Below are 16281 nucleotides of genomic sequence, written 5' to 3'. Positions count from 1 at the left end.
TGGTAAGTCTATCTTACATCAGTTTGAAGGTTTACACAAACTTTGGGATACTCCCCATCGCTTATTTTTTGTGTTTCTGCTCGTTCTGTTTAACCAGCTTCAGCCCTGTTCCGGACAACAGGAACAGGGCGACTCCGATAATGCATACCATTGCGGGAACACCCCAGACAAAACTGTTCACCGCATCATTTACCTGTACAATAGCATCCATATTCCTTTTCCCCTGTTTTCTTTCTTTTTTGTGACTATAGTCACTTTTTTTCTTATCATATCCCAGTTTTTTGTGCATAACAAGCAAATATATTTCTTTGACAGCAAAGATATTTTTTTCACAGATATAGAATAAAAACAGTGGCTGACTATTTGAGGAGGATTTCCTGTTGCCTGCCATGGTACTGCATGATATAATTCTTAGACGGCGAAATGCCGTCAGCGTAACAATAGTTTTGACTTTGAGGTGATCAGATAAATGATAGAAAACGAAAAATGGAACAGAATATTTAGTGAACCCGTGGAGGAAGCACCTGCTGATGAACCTGAACGGCAGTATTATTTTGTCAAGAAATGTCGTCAGTATGTAGAGAGATTTAAAGAGGAACATGGACATGCGCCCCGCTATAAAATCGTTACCTTCGGCTGCCAGATGAATGCCAGGGACTCGGAGAAGCTGGAGGGTATCCTGCAGGAAGTGGGATATACAGAGGGGCCGGATGAGGAACAGGCAGATTTTGTCATCTACAATACATGTACCGTGCGGGAGAACGCCAACCAGAGAGTATACGGAAGGCTTGGTCAGCTGGGACACGCGAAAAAAGAGAATCCCCATATGATGATCGCTCTTTGCGGCTGTATGATGCAGGAGCCCCAGGTGGTGGAGAAGCTGAAGAAGAGTTACCGGTTCGTGGACATTATCTTCGGCACGCACAATATCTACAAATTTGCGGAGCTGATCGCTACCCGGATGGAGTCGGACCGGATGGTCATTGATATCTGGAAGGACACGGACAGGATCGTGGAGGATCTGCCTGTGGCGAGAAAATATCCGTTCAAGTCCGGTGTCAATATCATGTTCGGGTGCAACAATTTCTGCAGTTACTGCATTGTTCCCTATGTCCGCGGGCGGGAGAGGAGCCGGGATCCCAGAGCCATCATCCGGGAGGTGGAACGCCTGGCTGCCGACGGTGTGGTGGAGATCATGCTCCTTGGGCAGAACGTGAACTCCTACGGAAAGACGCTGGAGCATCCCATGACATTTGCACAGCTTCTTGAGGAGGTGGAGAAGGTGGAGGGGATCGAGCGGATCCGCTTTATGACTTCCCATCCGAAGGATCTGTCTGACGAGCTCATAGAAGTCATGGGAAGATCAAAGAAGATCTGCCGGCATCTCCATCTGCCAGTGCAGTCGGGAAGCAGCCGGATCCTGCAGAAGATGAACCGCCGGTATACAAAGGAGCAGTATCTGAACCTTGTGGACAAAATACGGGCTGCGGTGCCAGACATCTCTCTTACAACGGATATTATTGTGGGATTTCCGGGAGAGACGGAGGAAGACTTCCAGGAGACGCTGGATGTGGTGCGCAAAGTGAGGTATGACAGCGCCTTTACTTTTATCTACTCAAAGAGGACAGGGACGCCCGCAGCAGCCATGGAGGAGCAGGTTCCCCAGGATGTGGTGAAGGATCGTTTTGACAGGCTTCTCAAGGAAGTGCAGGAGATAGCCGGGGAGGTGTGCGGCGTTCACCAGGGAACCGTGCAGGAGGTGCTGGTGGAGTCGGTCAACGACCATGATCCATCCCTTATGACCGGGCGCATGAGCAACAATCTTCTGGTCCACTTCCCGGGAGATGAACAGCTGATCGGAAAGCTGGTGCAGGTCCGCCTGGAAGACTGCAGAGGATTTTACTATCTGGGACATATGGTGTAAAATGCCATTTATAATTTGGACAGGAAACGCTCACACTATATAGGAGACTATACAGTGAGGGCGTTTTTTAATGGAAAAATACAGGAAAAAAATTTGTGAATATCTGCTGATCTGGCTTGTGGGAGGGTGCCTTTACTACACCTTTGAGGTGGTCTTCCGGGGATTCTCCCACTGGAGCATGTTTGTTCTGGGAGGAATCTGCATGTGTTTTTGTGCCTGGCAGGGGAGCGTGCGGGAGTGGAGAGATCCCATGTGGATGCAGATGTTAAGATGCATGGTCTTTATCACATCCTGTGAATTTATCACAGGAATCATTGTCAATAAGTGGATGGGATGGCATGTATGGGATTACACCGGGATGCCCCTGCAGCTCTTTGGTCAGATCTGTGTGCCCTTTATGCTTCTCTTTTCTGCGCTGAGCGCAGTAGGTATTTACCTGGGAGGAATGATCCTGTGGAGGATATTTGGCGAGAAAAAACCGCATTTTTTCCTGATTTAATTTGTCGGGGAAATATGCTATACTAACTATGTATGCCTGCGGGCGTGCGCACCAAAGACAAGAACAGCAAAGGAGAACTTACATGGCTGAATTAACCCCCATGATGCAGCAGTACGTGGATACGAAGAAACAATATAAAGACTGCATCCTGTTTTATAGATTGGGAGATTTTTATGAGATGTTTTTTGAGGATGCCATCACAGCATCCCGGGAACTGGAGATCACGCTGACAGGAAAGAACTGCGGCCTGGAAGAGAGAGCGCCCATGTGCGGCGTGCCCTATCATGCAGTGGACAGTTACCTGAGCCGCCTGGTCAAGAAGGGATACAAAGTGGCTATCTGTGAGCAGATGGAGGATCCGGCCACAGCCAAGGGCCTGGTCAAAAGAGAAGTAGTGCGGATCGTCACGCCGGGGACCACAGTGGATCCCCAGGCCCTGGACGAGACGAAAAACAATTATATCATGTGTGTGGCCTACATTGGAGACACTTACGGCGTCTCTGTGGCTGATGTGACAACAGGAGAGTACTTTGTGACGGAGATCGGGGACAGCAGCATGCTCTTTGATGAGATCACCCATCTGATGCCCTCGGAGCTGATCTGCAATGAGGCATTTTACATGAGCGGCATGGACCTGGATGATCTGAAGGAACGGCTGGGGATCACGATCTATGCCCTGGATGCCTGGTACTTTGACGATGCTATCTGCCGCAGGACACTGGAGGAGCATTTTAAGGTGAGCTCTATGGAGAGCCTTGGAATCGGGGATTTTGACTGCGGAGTCATCGGCGCCGGCGCTCTCCTTGTCTATCTGAAGGAGACACAGAAAACGGACCTTGCCCAGCTCTCTCATCTGACCCGGTATGTGACGGGAAAATATATGGTCCTGGACAGTTCCACCAGGAGGAATCTTGAACTCAGTGAGACGCTGCGGGAAAAGCAGAAGAGAGGCTCTCTTCTGTGGGTGCTGGACAAGACCAAGACGGCCATGGGCGCCAGGATGCTGCGCAAGCAGCTGGAGCAGCCGCTCATAGACAAAAAGCAGATCGAGAAGCGGCTGGACGCGGTGGAGGAGCTGAAGGACAATGCCATCTGCAGGGAGGAGATCCGGGAGTATCTCACGCCGGTCTACGATCTGGAGAGACTTCTCAGCAAGATCACCTACAAGTCCGCTAACCCAAGAGACCTGACCGCCTTTTACAGTTCCCTCTCCATGCTGCCCCACATCCGGTGTATTCTGGAGGATCTTAAGGCGCCTCTGCTGCAGGAGATCCTGGAGGAGATGGATGCCCTGGAGGATATCTGTGACCTGATCGGAAGAGCCATCTGCGAGGAACCGCCTCTTGCCATGAAAGAGGGCGGCATCATCCGGGAAGGCTACAGCGAGGAAGTGGACAGACTGCGAAATGCAAAGACCGAGGGGAAGGACTGGCTGGCCAAGCTGGAGGAGGAAGAGCGGGAGAAGACAGGCATCAAAAACCTGCGGATCAAATTCAACAAAGTGTTCGGGTACTATCTGGAAGTGACCAACTCTTTTAAAAATCTGGTTCCCGACTACTACACGCGTAAGCAGACCCTGGCCAACGCAGAGCGCTATATCACACCCCGTCTCAAGGAGCTGGAGGATACGATCCTGGGGGCGGAAGACAAACTGTACGCCCTGGAGTATGAGCTATACTGTGAAGTCCGGGACACTGTGGGAAAAGAAGTGGTGCGCATCCAGAATACGGCAAAGGCGGTGGCCCAGCTTGACATGCTGGCTTCCCTGGCTGTGGTGGCAGAGAGAAACCGGTACGTGCGCCCCAAGATCAATGAGAAGGGTGTCATCAATATCAAAGACGGGCGGCATCCGGTGGTGGAAAAGATGATCCCGGGCGATATGTTCATTGCCAACGATACATATCTGGACGACAAAAAGGACAGGATCTCCATCATCACCGGGCCCAATATGGCCGGAAAATCCACCTACATGCGGCAGACAGCCCTCATTGTGCTGATGGCCCAGGTGGGCTCTTTTGTGCCGGCTGCCAGCGCGGATATCGGGATCGTGGACCGGATCTTTACCCGAGTGGGCGCTTCCGATGACCTGGCTTCCGGCCAGAGCACCTTCATGGTGGAGATGACGGAGGTGGCCAATATCCTCCGGAACGCGACGCGCCACAGCCTCCTCATCCTGGATGAGATCGGGAGAGGCACCAGCACCTTCGACGGACTGAGCATTGCCTGGGCGGTGGTGGAGCACATCAGCAACACCAAGCTGCTGGGAGCCAAGACGCTGTTCGCCACCCACTACCATGAGCTGACAGAGCTGGAGGGCAAGATCGACAATGTGCACAATTACTGCATCGCGGTGAAAGAGAAGGGGGACGACATTGTCTTCCTGCGAAAGATCGTGAAAGGCGGCGCGGACAGAAGCTACGGCATACAGGTAGCCAAGCTGGCCGGCGTGCCGGATCCAGTCATAGAGCGGGCTAAGGAGATCGCGGAGGAGCTGTCCTACGCGGATATCACGACAAGGGTGAAAGATATTGCGTCGGCGGGCAAGGAGACGAAGAAGAAGGCAAAGAAGTACGATGAGGTGGATCTGGCCCAAATGTCCCTCTTTGACACGGTCAGAGATGACGATGTACTGGAGGAGATCAAGAATCTGGATGTCAGCCATCTCACCCCTATCGACGCGTTGAATACGCTGTATCAGCTGCAGAATAAATTGAAGAACAGGTGGTAATATGAGCAGAATACAGGTTTTAGACCAGGTAACCATAGACAAGATAGCGGCCGGGGAAGTGATCGAACGGCCGGCTTCCATTGTAAAGGAACTCATGGAGAATGCCATAGACGCAGGAGCCACCTCCATCACAGTTGAGATCAAAGACGGAGGGATCTCTTTTATCCGGGTGACGGACAACGGCTGCGGCATTGAGCTGGAGGACATCCCGTCCGCCTTTCTCCGGCACTCTACCAGCAAGATCCGCTCTGCGGAAGATCTGTCCCACATCTCTTCCCTGGGATTCAGAGGGGAGGCTCTCTCCAGCATTGCAGCTGTGGCTCAGGTGGAACTGATCACAAAGACAAAGGACAGTACCTTTGGCGCCTCTTACAGGATCGAGGGGGGCAAGGGAGGGCATCCGGAGGAGACCGGGGCGCCGGACGGCACCACCTTCCTTGTGCGGCAGCTCTTCTACAATACGCCGGCCAGGCGCAAGTTCCTGAAGACGCCTATGACAGAGGCCAGCCATGTGGGAGATCTGGTCACCAGGCTCTCCCTGTCCCATCCGGAGATCTCTTTCCAGTTCCGCAACAACGGACAGTCCAAACTGCACACTTCCGGAAACGGAAGGCTCCGGGATGTGATCTACCACGTGTACGGCCGGGAGATCGCTTCCCATCTGCTGGAAGTGGAATATGAGGGCAGAGGCATCCGCATCACCGGCTGTATCGGGGAGCCTGTGGTCTCCAGAGGGAACCGGAATTTTGAAAATTATTTTATCAATGGCAGATATGTGAAGAGCAGTGTGATCTCGAAGGCTATTGAAGATGCCTACAAGGATTTTCAGATGCAGCATAAGTACCCCTTTACGGTTCTGCATATTCAGGTAGACACGGAGATCGTGGATGTAAATGTGCACCCAACGAAGATGGAAGTTCGCTTCCAGAATCAGCAGGAAATGTACAACTGTGTCTGCGAGGCCATTGCACGGTCTCTTCGTCATGATGAGCTGATCCCCCAGATTGATCTGCCTGATCCTCCGGAGATGACAAAGACCATTGCCCGAAACACGGCAGAAAATATAGAAAAACAGAGCGCGCTCTACAAAAAACAGAGCAAACCTGACAGTACGGGAGAGACAGAAAAAGAAAAACAGAGCGTACTCTTTAAAAAACAGCCTGAAAGCAGCGGGCAGAACGTGCAGACTCAGCCGGCGCAGCCGGACCGGGAACCGCGAAAAGATTTGGACTATTTTATGAAGAAAATGAGAGAGAGAGTTCTCTCTTATCACCAGCAGAATGGGGCTGCAGAGGTAAAGGAGCAGGGGCAGATCCGCGAGACGGAGGCGGCCCGGGATCGGATCAGAGAAGCGGTAAATTACCGGGTGGAGACTGAAAAAACAGAGCACGTTCCAGAAATAACTAAGGAGCAAAAAGAAAAAACAGAGCACGCTCCAAAACAGCTTGATCTTTTTGAGGAGAAGCTGCTCAGCCCACAGGCGGCCTCTCAGTACCGGATCATCGGGCAGGTCTTTGAGACGTACTGGCTGGTGGAGTTCAAGGACAATCTCTATATTATCGATCAGCACGCTGCCCATGAGCGCGTCCTCTATGAGAAGACACTGACCGGGATGAAGACAAGAGACTTCACGTCCCAGATTATCAGTCCGCCCATTATCCTGAACCTGACTATGCAGGAAGCGCAGCTTCTCAATACATATATGGATCAGTTTACAAGGATCGGCTTTGAGATCGAAGAGTTCGGTCAGGACTCTTACGCTGTGCGGGCAGTGCCGGACAATCTTTTCAGTATTGCCAAAAGAGATCTTCTCATGGAGATGATTGACAGCTTATCGGATGAGATTTATACTGGACTGGCGCCGGACATCATTGACGAGAAGATCGCATCCATGTCCTGTAAGGCGGCGGTGAAGGGAAATATGAGACTTTCCTCCAGGGAGGTGGAGACTCTCATAGGAGAACTCCTTCAGCTTGAGAATCCCTACCACTGTCCCCATGGACGGCCTACGATCATTGCTATGAGCAGGCGCGAACTGGAAAAGAAATTCAAGAGGAGCGTGTGATGAAACAGCCACTTATCGTGTTGACAGGCCCCACTGCTGTGGGCAAGACAAAAGCGTCCATCTGCCTTGCGAAGAGGATCGGCGGTGAGATCATTTCCGCCGACTCCATGCAGGTGTACCGCCATATGGATATCGGCTCCGCCAAGATCCGTCCTGAGGAGATGGAGGGGGTTCCCCACTATCTGGTGGATGTGCTGGAGCCTTCAGAAGAGTTCAATGTGGTGAAATTCCAGGCCATGGCCAGGGACGCGGTGGAGAAGATCTGCGCAAACGGGCACATCCCTATTGTGGTGGGGGGCACGGGATTTTACATACAGGCTCTCCTGTACGACATCGACTTTACGGACGGGGGAGAGGATGAGAGCTGCCGCAGAGAGCTGGAGGCCTTTGCCCGTGAGCAGGGCGCAGCTGCGCTTCACGCCCGGCTGGCACAGGTGGATGAGGCGTCTGCGAAAGTGATCCACCCCAACAATGTAAAGCGGGTGATCCGGGCTCTGGAATTCTACTATCAGACAGGGGAGAAGATATCGGAGCACAATGAGCGGGAGAGGCAGCGCAGCTCCCCCTACAATTTTCGGTATTTTGTTCTGAACGATGACAGGAGCAGACTGTACCAGCGCATTGACAGGAGAGTGGACCAGATGATGGAGGCGGGACTTGTAGAAGAGGTGCGCCGCCTGAAAGAGATGGGGCTTCGCCCCGGTATGGTGTCCATGCAGGGGCTGGGCTACAAGGAGATACTGGATTACCTGGACGGCGGATGCAGCCTGGAGGAGGCTGTCTACAGGATCAAGCGGGATACGAGGCACTTTGCCAAGCGCCAGATCACCTGGTTTAAGAGGGAGAAAGACGTGATCTGGATCGACAAGCCTTTGTATGATTACGATGAAGAAAAAATAGTGGAGGCAATGCTTTCCCACATAACGGAGGGAGTAGAAGGGATATGTTTAGAGGATTATTCGGGGGCTCCAGATTTTTAAAAAAGATGAATCCGCTCATGGAGCTCTATTCATACAGCAAAAATTCAGAGAAGACATATAAGGAGCTGATGGCTTTAGAGCCCCTTGCCAGGACCAAGGGGGAGAAGGCCATGTTCAATCTGAACCGGGCAGGCCTTTTATATGATATGTACAAATACGAGGAGGCGGCGGACGTGATGAGGGAGATCCCGTCCATCAACCCGGAGTTTGACGCCCAGTGCGCCCAGATGAAGACCCGTATCATGGCGGCGATGACAAGGGGCGAGCACCGCTAGACGGCTGGTGCGGGCAGGATTATAAACAGAAATGTAAAGAAGGAGAAAGATAAATGCAGGATGAACAGATCACCCGGATGTACGAACAGCTGGGAATATCCAAGGACGTGTACAGATTTGGAACGCAGATAGAGGAGAAGCTGAGAGACAGATTTGAGGCTATTGACCGGACAGCTGAGTACAACCAGCTGAAAGTGATCCATGCGATGCAGGAGAATCGGGTGAGTGAAGGCTGTTTCCATTACACCAGCGGCTACGGCTATGACGATATGGGAAGAGAGACGCTGGAGAAGGTGTACGCCAGTGTGTTTCACACAGAGAGTGCCCTGGTGCGTCCTCAGATCGCCTGCGGCACCCACGCCCTGGCTATAGCACTCGGGGCCAATCTGCGTCCGGGGGACGAGCTTCTCTCTCCGGTAGGAAAGCCCTATGACACCCTGGAAGAAGTCATTGGCATCCGCCCCTCCTCAGGATCCCTGGCGGAGTATGGCGTGACCTACAGGCAGGTGGACCTTCTGGAGGACGGCAGCTTTGACTATGAAAATATCGAAAAGGCCATAAATGAAAAGACCAAGCTGGTGACGATCCAGCGGTCCAAGGGATACCAGACCCGCCCCAGCTTTTCTGTGGCGCAGATCGGAGAGCTGATCGCCTTTGTGAAGAAGATCCGCCCGGATGTGATCTGTATGGTGGACAACTGCTACGGTGAATTTGTGGAGCTGCAGGAGCCAAGCGATGTGGGAGCAGACATGGTGGTGGGCTCTCTGATCAAAAATCCGGGCGGCGGCCTGGCGCCCATCGGCGGGTATATTGCAGGGCGGGAGGATCTCATTGAGAACTGTGCCTACCGTCTCACATCCCCCGGCCTGGGCCGGGAGGTAGGTGCCTCTCTGGGGGTTATGCAGTCCTTCTATCAGGGACTTTTCCTGGCGCCCACTGTGGTGGCCAGCGCTCTGAAGGGAGCTATCCTGGCTGCCAATATCTACGAGACATGCGGTTTTAAAGTGGTGCCCGACGGAAAAGAGAGCCGCCACGACATCATCCAGGCGGTGGAGCTTGGCACACCGGAGGGCGTCATCGCTTTCTGCCAGGGGATCCAGGCGGCTGCCCCGGTGGATTCCTATGTGACGCCGGAGCCCTGGGCTATGCCGGGGTATGACAGCGACGTAATCATGGCGGCAGGTGCTTTTGTGCAGGGCTCCTCCATCGAGCTCTCGGCGGACGCACCCATCAAACCGCCCTATGCAGTCTACTTCCAGGGGGGACTTACCTGGCCCCACGCAAAGCTGGGTATCCTGATGTCCCTGGAATACCTGGTGCGGAAAGGGCTGGTCACTCTATGAGAATACTGATCGCAGGAGGCGGGGCGTCCGGCATGACTGCTGCCATAGCGGCAGCCAGGCAGGGCGCCCGGGTGACGATACTGGAGAAAAAAGAGATGCCCGGCAAAAAGATCCTCTCTACGGGGAACGGGCGGTGCAATCTCACGAATATGGATATGAAGGCAGTGTATTTCCGGGGCGGAGACAGCAGGATTGTGGAAGAGGTTCTTGCAAAGTTCGGTCCGGAGGATACGCTGCGCTTTTTTGAGGGGCTGGGACTTCTGACTAAGACAAGGGGAACCCTTGTCTACCCGGCCAGCGACCAGGCTGCCGCTGTGCGGGAGGCACTGTCCATGGAGCTGAAGCGGCTGGGGGTGGAGGTCTGCACCGGCATGACAGTAGAAAGAGCCGAGGCGGGAAGAGAGGGGTTTCGGCTGCTGGCTTCCGGGGCGGAGGGACGCCGCTCCTTTTCCGGCGATGCCCTGATCCTGGCTGCCGGAGGCAAGGCGGCGCCGGCTCTTGGTTCTGACGGCAGCGGCTACGCCCTGGCAAAATCCCTGGGACACACGGTCATCCGTCCCCTCCCGGCCCTGGTGCAGCTTAAGTCTGACGAGGGCTTTACAGGAAAGCTGGCGGGCGTCCGGACAGACGCCTCCGTCAGTCTGTATGTGGCGGGAGAGAAAGTCTGTTCCGATGCGGGGGAGGTGCAGTTTACCGACTATGGCATCTCCGGCATCCCGGTCTTCCAGGTGAGCCGCTTTGCGGCCAAAGCCCTGGAACAGAAAAGAGAGGTCTGGGCTGTCCTTGATCTCTTGCCCGGGATGACAGAAGAGGAAGTGTTGGCTCTTCTGGCCGGGAGGAAGCCTGTTTTTGCAGACAATACGGCGGAGGAGTTCCTGCATGGACTGCTGCACAGGAAGCTGGCTCCGGTGCTGCTGACAGGAAGCCGCATCCGCTGGAAAGAGAAGATGGAGCATGTGGACGGGGAAGCTCTGGAACGTCTTGCGCAGACCTGCAAGCATTTCCGGATCCGGATCACAGGCACCAACTCCTTCGACCAGGCCCAGGTGTGCGCCGGCGGGGTGCCACTGTCAGAAATCAGAGGGGACACTATGGAATCCCGGGTGACCCGGGGACTTTTCTTTGCGGGAGAGATACTGGATGTGGATGGCATGTGCGGCGGGTACAACCTGCAGTGGGCCTGGGCCACAGGCTGGCTGGCCGGCAGAGCGGCCGCCGGGGCAAAGAGACCGAAGAAAGAACAGAAAAAGAGATAGATCAGGAGGCGGCGATGATACGTATTCAACAGCTGAAACTGCACACGGGACATTCAGAAGCACAGCTTGAGGAGAAGATCCGAAAAACTCTGCGGATCAGGGAGGGGGAGAACTTCTCTTATCGGATCGTGAGGCGCTCCCTGGACGCCAGGAAGAAGCCGGAGCTTTTCTATGTGTACACTGTGGATGTGTCCACAAAGGGGGAGAAGGCTCTTCTGCGGAAGAACCGGAACAAACATGTCCAGGAGAGCAGAGAAGTCAGATACAGCTTTCCGGAGCCCGGATCTGAGAAGATGCACTGCCGGCCTGTGGTGTCGGGCTTTGGGCCGGCCGGACTTTTTGCTGCCTATATGCTGGCTCTCCACGGTTACCGTCCGGTGGTGGTGGAGAGAGGGATGGATGCCCTGCAGCGGAAAAAAGATGTGGAGACATTCTGGGAGACAGGCGTCCTGGACGTCCGCTCCAATGTCCAGTTCGGGGAGGGCGGAGCCGGCACATTCTCCGACGGAAAGCTGAATACGCTTGTAAAAGACAAATATGGAAGAAATCGGAAGGTCCTGGAGATTCTGTGTGACCACGGGGCGCCGGAGGAGATCGCCTACGATGCGAAACCTCACATTGGGACGGATCTTCTGATCCAGGTGGTCACCCGGATGCGGGAGGAGATCATAAGGATGGGAGGGCAGGTGTGTTTTCACACCCAGCTTGTATCGGCAGAACCGGCTGCCCCGTCAGGCCGTGATGCAGAAGAGGGGTCCCTGTCTCTGGTCCTTGAGGACACGCTGACAGGAAAGAGGAGGGAGGAGACGACCCAGGCTCTGATCCTGGCCATTGGTCACAGTGCCCGGGACACCTTCGCCATGCTCCGTGACAGAGGGGTTCCCATGGAGGCCAAATCCTTCGCGGTGGGTGTCCGGGCCGAACATCCTCAGTCCATGATCGACGCGGATCAGTATGGGACGAAGGAGGGAGCGGACCGCCCCGACGGACTGCCTGCTGCCGCCTACAAGCTGACCTGCCAGCTTCCTGAGGGGCGGGGTGTCTACACCTTCTGCATGTGTCCCGGCGGCTACGTGGTGAACGCTTCCTCTGAGGAGGGAAGGGTGGCCGTGAACGGCATGAGCTACCACGACCGGGCCGGACGAAACGCCAACAGCGCTGTCATTGTCACAGTGACACCGGAGGACTTCGGCGGGGAAGACCCGCTGGCGGGCGTGGAGTTCCAGAGAAAACTGGAGGAGAGAGCCTGCCAGGCGGGCCAAGGGAAAGTGCCGGTGCAGCTCTTTGGTGATTTCTGCCGCGGGAAGATCTCGGAGCGGATCGGGGAGGTGAAGCCCCAGATCAAGGGAGGCTTTTCTTTTGGAGATGTCCGGGGGATCTTCCCGGAGGAGATAGGCGATGCCATTGAAAGGGGCATCCGGGAGTTCGGGAGGAAGCTGCCCGGCTATGACCGGGAGGACGCGGTCCTCTCCGGCGTGGAGAGCCGCACCTCCTCCCCGGTGCGGATCCTTCGGGATGAAGGACTGGAGAGCAGCCTGCGCGGACTCTATCCTTGCGGCGAGGGCGCAGGCTATGCGGGCGGTATTATGTCGGCTGCCATGGACGGCATGAAGGTGGCTGAAGCTGTCGCCAGAAAATACCGTCCCTTCGACAAAGACGCGAATGATTAAGAAATTTTTAATGGAATGAGTCTATACACTTTTTTTGAAATATGATAGAATATATTGAGTTTTTGAAAGAAAACTTAAGAATGATGTGAGGTGGAGTACATATGAGAGGAGCAGGCAATAAAAATTCCTGGGCCTTATTTCTGCTTATTCTGGCAGGAATTGTCCTGGGAGGTTTTATCGGCATGCTGGCACAGGATACAGGGGCTTTGAGCTGGCTTAACTACGGACAGACATTCGGTCTGGATGAACCGGTTGTGCTGAATCTGGGCATACTTGTCATTACCTTCGGACTGTCTGTCAGAATTACAATAGCCAGTATTATCGGAATGGTTCTGGCAATCATAATCTATCGCTTCCTGTAACAAGGACTCTTCGGGAGTGTTATAGGTGTCTGCAAAAGATGACTCAGAAAAACACAAATACAATGAAAGATCTCCTGGAGTCTGAACGTCCGTATGAGAAGTGCGAGCGGCTGGGAGAAAAGAATTTAAGTGACGCAGAACTTCTGGCCGTCATATTGAGGACCGGGACAAAAGGAGAAAATGTCCTGGAAATATGCCGCCGTATCCTGACGGCAGGGGGTGGCAGCCTTGATGCACTGCACGGGTTTACGAGGGAAAAGTTTCAGAAGATAAGAGGAGTGGGCCGGGTGAAATCCATCCAGCTCATCTGTCTTATGGAGCTGGCCAGAAGGCTGGCAAAGGAGACGGCGCTGAAGGAGCTGAATTTTTCCTCCCCCGCATCGGTGGCCAGGTACTATATGGAAGACATGCGCCACCTTAGTCAGGAGCATATGAAGCTCCTGATGCTGAATACAAAATCTGCACTGATCGGGGAGAGAGACGTGTACAAGGGGACGGTGAACGCCTCCTTAGTCAACCCCAGGGAGATTTTTGTGGAGGCTCTTCAGAGAGAGGCAGTGTCCATTATCCTGCTGCATAATCATCCCAGCGGTGATCCGGCTCCAAGCGGGGCAGATCTGGCCGCCACGGAGAGGATCCGGCAGGCAGGAGATTTAATTGGCATAGAACTGTTAGATCATATCATTATTGGGAATAATTGTTATATCAGCTTCCGGGAAGAGGGGCTGCTATACACGAAAGGATAAGGTCAAAAATGGCACGAAATATATACGGGCTTGATCTCGGCTCCTATGAGATCAAAGTATATGATAAAAAGAAAGATACAATCTGGAAGGAAAAGGATGTCATTGCCATAGCGAATAAAAAAGAAGTGTTTGCTGTGGGGGACGAGGCTTTTGAAATGTATGAGAAGGCGCCGGCCAACATACAGGTGGTGTTTCCCATGAAACACGGGGTTATCTCCAAGTTTGACCACATGCAGTACCTTCTGCAGGGGCTTCTGAAAAAAGACAGAGGCTTTGCCCGGGGAGCGGAGTATGTGATCGCTGTCCCTACAGATGTTACGGAGGTGGAGAAAAAAGCCTTTTTTGACCTGGTGATCCACTCCACAGCCAGAGCGCGGGAAGTTAACATCGTGGAGCGGGGCATTGCAGACGCGGTGGGCCTGAACCTGGATGTGCAGAACACAAAGGGACTGTTTATCGTTAATATGGGCGGTGAGACCACGGAGCTGTCCGTGCTGGCCGGGGGAGGCATCGTGCTGAACCGTCTCCTCAAGGTGGGTGGCATCACCCTGGACCATGCCGTATCCCAGCTGGTCCGCTACAACCATGACTTCCTGATTGGCAGAGTTACGGCGGAGGCCCTGCGCAAGAGGTTCGGTGTGTTCGGCGAGAACAACACCGCCTCCATGAAAGTGGCGGGCCGGGACCTGATCACGGGAGTGCCCCAGCAGAGGGAGATCGCCATCAGCCTTGTCAGAGCTGCTGTGAAGGAGCCGCTGGAAGAGTGTGTGCGGGGAATCGAATCCCTGCTTGACAGAACTCCGCCGGAAGTACGCAAGGCCATTTACAAGAACGGCATCTTTCTTACAGGCGGTCTGGCCAACCTGCCGGGACTTGAGGTCTATATGGAAGAGATGACAGGCATCCGGGTGCGGACAGCCATTGATCCGGATATCTGCGCTGTGACCGGACTGAAGCAGATCATTCAGTCCAAAGAGCTGAAAAAACTGGCATATTCCATGCTGGATGAAAACTATAGGTGGATGAGATAGTATGAAGATCAAAAATCAAAATACCCTTCCAAGTAAATATGTTCTCCTTATACTTGTGATCGTGTGCGGGATCCTTCTGGGGGCGGAGCGTTTTATGGACGGGGGCGGTCCCTTAAGCTGGGTCGCCAACTATACCATTGTCCCCATGCAGAAGGGGATCAGCTACGTGGGCACCTGGATGAGTGATCTGACAGACAACTTTGCCACTCTCAGTGACCTGAGGAAGGAGAACGAGCAGCTGCAGGAGAGAGTGGATCAGCTGACAATAGACAATACGAGACTGAACCAGGAGCAGTATGAGCTGGAGCGCCTTCAGGAACTCTACAAGCTGGATCAGAATTACGGCGACTATGAAAAAGTGGGCGCCCATGTGATCGCAAATAACGGAACCAACTGGTTCAATTCTTTTACAATAGACAAGGGCAGCGAGGACGGCATACGCAAAGATATGAATGTCCTTGCCGGAAGCGGGCTTGCAGGTATTGTGACGGAAGTGGGGCCCAACTACGCCCAGGTGCGCGCAGTCATTGACGATGAGAGCAACATCAGCGGCATGGTGCTGTCCACCTCGGATCTGTGTATCGTGCGGGGAGACCTGACACTGATGGAGGACGGACGGATCCGCTTTGAAAATCTGCCCAACAATGACAACGAGATCCAGGTGGGAGAGCAGGTAGTGACCTCCCATATCAGCTCCACCTATCTCCAGGGGCTGTTTATCGGATATATATCAGAGATCAATGTGGACTCCAACAATCTGACCCGCTCGGGCTATATCACTCCCGCGGTTGATTTCAGCAACCTGCAGGAAGTGCTTGTCATCACAACGACAAAGGAGGATCTGACCCAGACAGACGAAGCGGAGAACGGAGGGGAATAGCCTATGAAGAGAAAGATCATCACAGCCTGTTTCATCATCGTGTGTTTTCTTATGCAGGCTACAGTATTCTCCAAACTTCAGTTTGCTTCCATAAGGCCCAACCTGATGATCATCCTGACATCCGCCTTCGGGTTTATGCGGGGCAGGAAGACGGGGATGGCAGTGGGCTTTTCCTGCGGCCTTCTGATGGATGTGTTCTGGGGAGGCGTGCTTGGTTTTTATACGCTGATCTTTACTGTGATCGGATATCTCAACGGCAGTTTCAAGCGTCTGTTTTTTGATGAGGATATTAAACTTCCGCTGGGGCTGATCGCGGGAAGCGAGCTGGCATACGGGCTGATCGTCTATGTCTGCTTTTTTATGATGCAGGGGGATTTCCGTTTTGGATACTATCTGATACATGTGATCATGCCGGAACTTGTGTACACGATCCTGGTGACAATCGTGCTGTATCAGATCATACTTCACGTGAACCGTAAACTAGAGGCCGAAGAACAAAGGAGTGCAAGCAGATTTGTATAG

At 53.6% G+C, this 16281-nt stretch carries 15 protein-coding genes; 14 read left to right on the top strand and 1 reads right to left on the bottom strand.

All coding sequences use genetic code 11. The annotated features are described in order from the left end of the window. Positions 1-61: 61 nt before the first annotated feature. Entirely contained in the window at positions 62-211 is a 150-nt protein-coding gene (locus Q5911_RS12560; protein ID WP_303183243.1) for a hypothetical protein, read from the bottom strand. A 258-nt stretch (positions 212-469) separates the two neighbouring features. Between Q5911_RS12560 and miaB the strand changes: the two genes are divergently transcribed. The 14 genes from miaB (at position 470) to mreD (ending at position 16281) form a co-directional block, all read left to right on the top strand. Next, positions 470-1924, top strand: a complete 1455-nt coding sequence (gene miaB / locus Q5911_RS12555) for a tRNA (N6-isopentenyl adenosine(37)-C2)-methylthiotransferase MiaB (protein WP_076777365.1) — start codon at positions 470-472, stop codon at positions 1922-1924. Positions 1925-1994: 70 nt separating this feature from the next. Next, entirely contained in the window at positions 1995-2423 is a 429-nt protein-coding gene (locus Q5911_RS12550) for a putative ABC transporter permease (RefSeq protein WP_076777366.1), read from the top strand. An 82-nt stretch (positions 2424-2505) separates the two neighbouring features. Further along, positions 2506-5151: a DNA mismatch repair protein MutS gene (gene mutS, locus Q5911_RS12545; RefSeq protein ID WP_281724697.1), complete on the top strand. Its 2646-nt coding sequence runs from the start codon at positions 2506-2508 to the stop codon at positions 5149-5151. A gap of 1 nt (position 5152) precedes the next feature. After that, positions 5153-7216 (top strand): DNA mismatch repair endonuclease MutL, encoded by a 2064-nt coding sequence (gene mutL, locus Q5911_RS12540; protein ID WP_303183240.1) that lies wholly within the window; start codon positions 5153-5155, stop codon positions 7214-7216. Next, entirely contained in the window at positions 7216-8196 is a 981-nt protein-coding gene (gene miaA / locus Q5911_RS12535) for a tRNA (adenosine(37)-N6)-dimethylallyltransferase MiaA (RefSeq protein WP_226394074.1), read from the top strand. The genes mutL and miaA overlap by 1 nt, the downstream gene beginning before the upstream one ends. Continuing rightward, the gene (locus Q5911_RS12530) at positions 8160-8471 is read left to right on the top strand and encodes a hypothetical protein (protein ID WP_076777369.1); all 312 of its coding nucleotides are present in this window, start codon (positions 8160-8162) and stop codon (positions 8469-8471) included. Before miaA ends, Q5911_RS12530 begins: the two co-directional genes overlap by 37 nt. A gap of 53 nt (positions 8472-8524) precedes the next feature. After that, positions 8525-9814 carry a methionine gamma-lyase family protein gene (locus Q5911_RS12525; RefSeq protein WP_303183238.1) on the top strand — a complete coding sequence of 430 codons (1290 nt, stop codon included), beginning with the start codon at positions 8525-8527 and terminating at the stop codon, positions 9812-9814. Next, positions 9811-11070, top strand: a complete 1260-nt coding sequence (locus tag Q5911_RS12520; RefSeq protein WP_303183236.1) for an NAD(P)/FAD-dependent oxidoreductase — start codon at positions 9811-9813, stop codon at positions 11068-11070. Before Q5911_RS12525 ends, Q5911_RS12520 begins: the two co-directional genes overlap by 4 nt. A gap of 14 nt (positions 11071-11084) precedes the next feature. Continuing rightward, positions 11085-12740 (top strand): NAD(P)/FAD-dependent oxidoreductase, encoded by a 1656-nt coding sequence (locus Q5911_RS12515; protein WP_303183234.1) that lies wholly within the window; start codon positions 11085-11087, stop codon positions 12738-12740. A 101-nt stretch (positions 12741-12841) separates the two neighbouring features. Further along, entirely contained in the window at positions 12842-13102 is a 261-nt protein-coding gene (locus Q5911_RS12510) for a DUF4321 domain-containing protein (RefSeq protein WP_076777373.1), read from the top strand. 38 nt (positions 13103-13140) lie between these two features. Continuing rightward, positions 13141-13848, top strand: coding sequence for a RadC family protein (radC, locus tag Q5911_RS12505; RefSeq protein WP_226394069.1), 708 nt, complete (start codon positions 13141-13143; stop codon positions 13846-13848). 8 nt (positions 13849-13856) lie between these two features. Continuing rightward, on the top strand, positions 13857-14879 hold the full coding sequence (locus Q5911_RS12500) for a rod shape-determining protein (protein ID WP_303183231.1): 1023 nt from the start codon (positions 13857-13859) through the stop codon (positions 14877-14879). A 1-nt stretch (position 14880) separates the two neighbouring features. Beyond that, entirely contained in the window at positions 14881-15759 is an 879-nt protein-coding gene (gene mreC / locus Q5911_RS12495; protein WP_076777376.1) for a rod shape-determining protein MreC, read from the top strand. Positions 15760-15762: 3 nt separating this feature from the next. Further along, positions 15763-16281: a rod shape-determining protein MreD gene (gene mreD / locus Q5911_RS12490; protein ID WP_303183227.1), complete on the top strand. Its 519-nt coding sequence runs from the start codon at positions 15763-15765 to the stop codon at positions 16279-16281.

It is taken from the genome of Lachnoclostridium phocaeense (assembly GCF_959599685.1).
In the GTDB taxonomy this organism is placed as follows: Bacteria; Bacillota; Clostridia; order Lachnospirales; family Lachnospiraceae; genus Claveliimonas; species Claveliimonas monacensis.
This window is presented reverse-complemented; position numbering and strand designations above follow the sequence as displayed.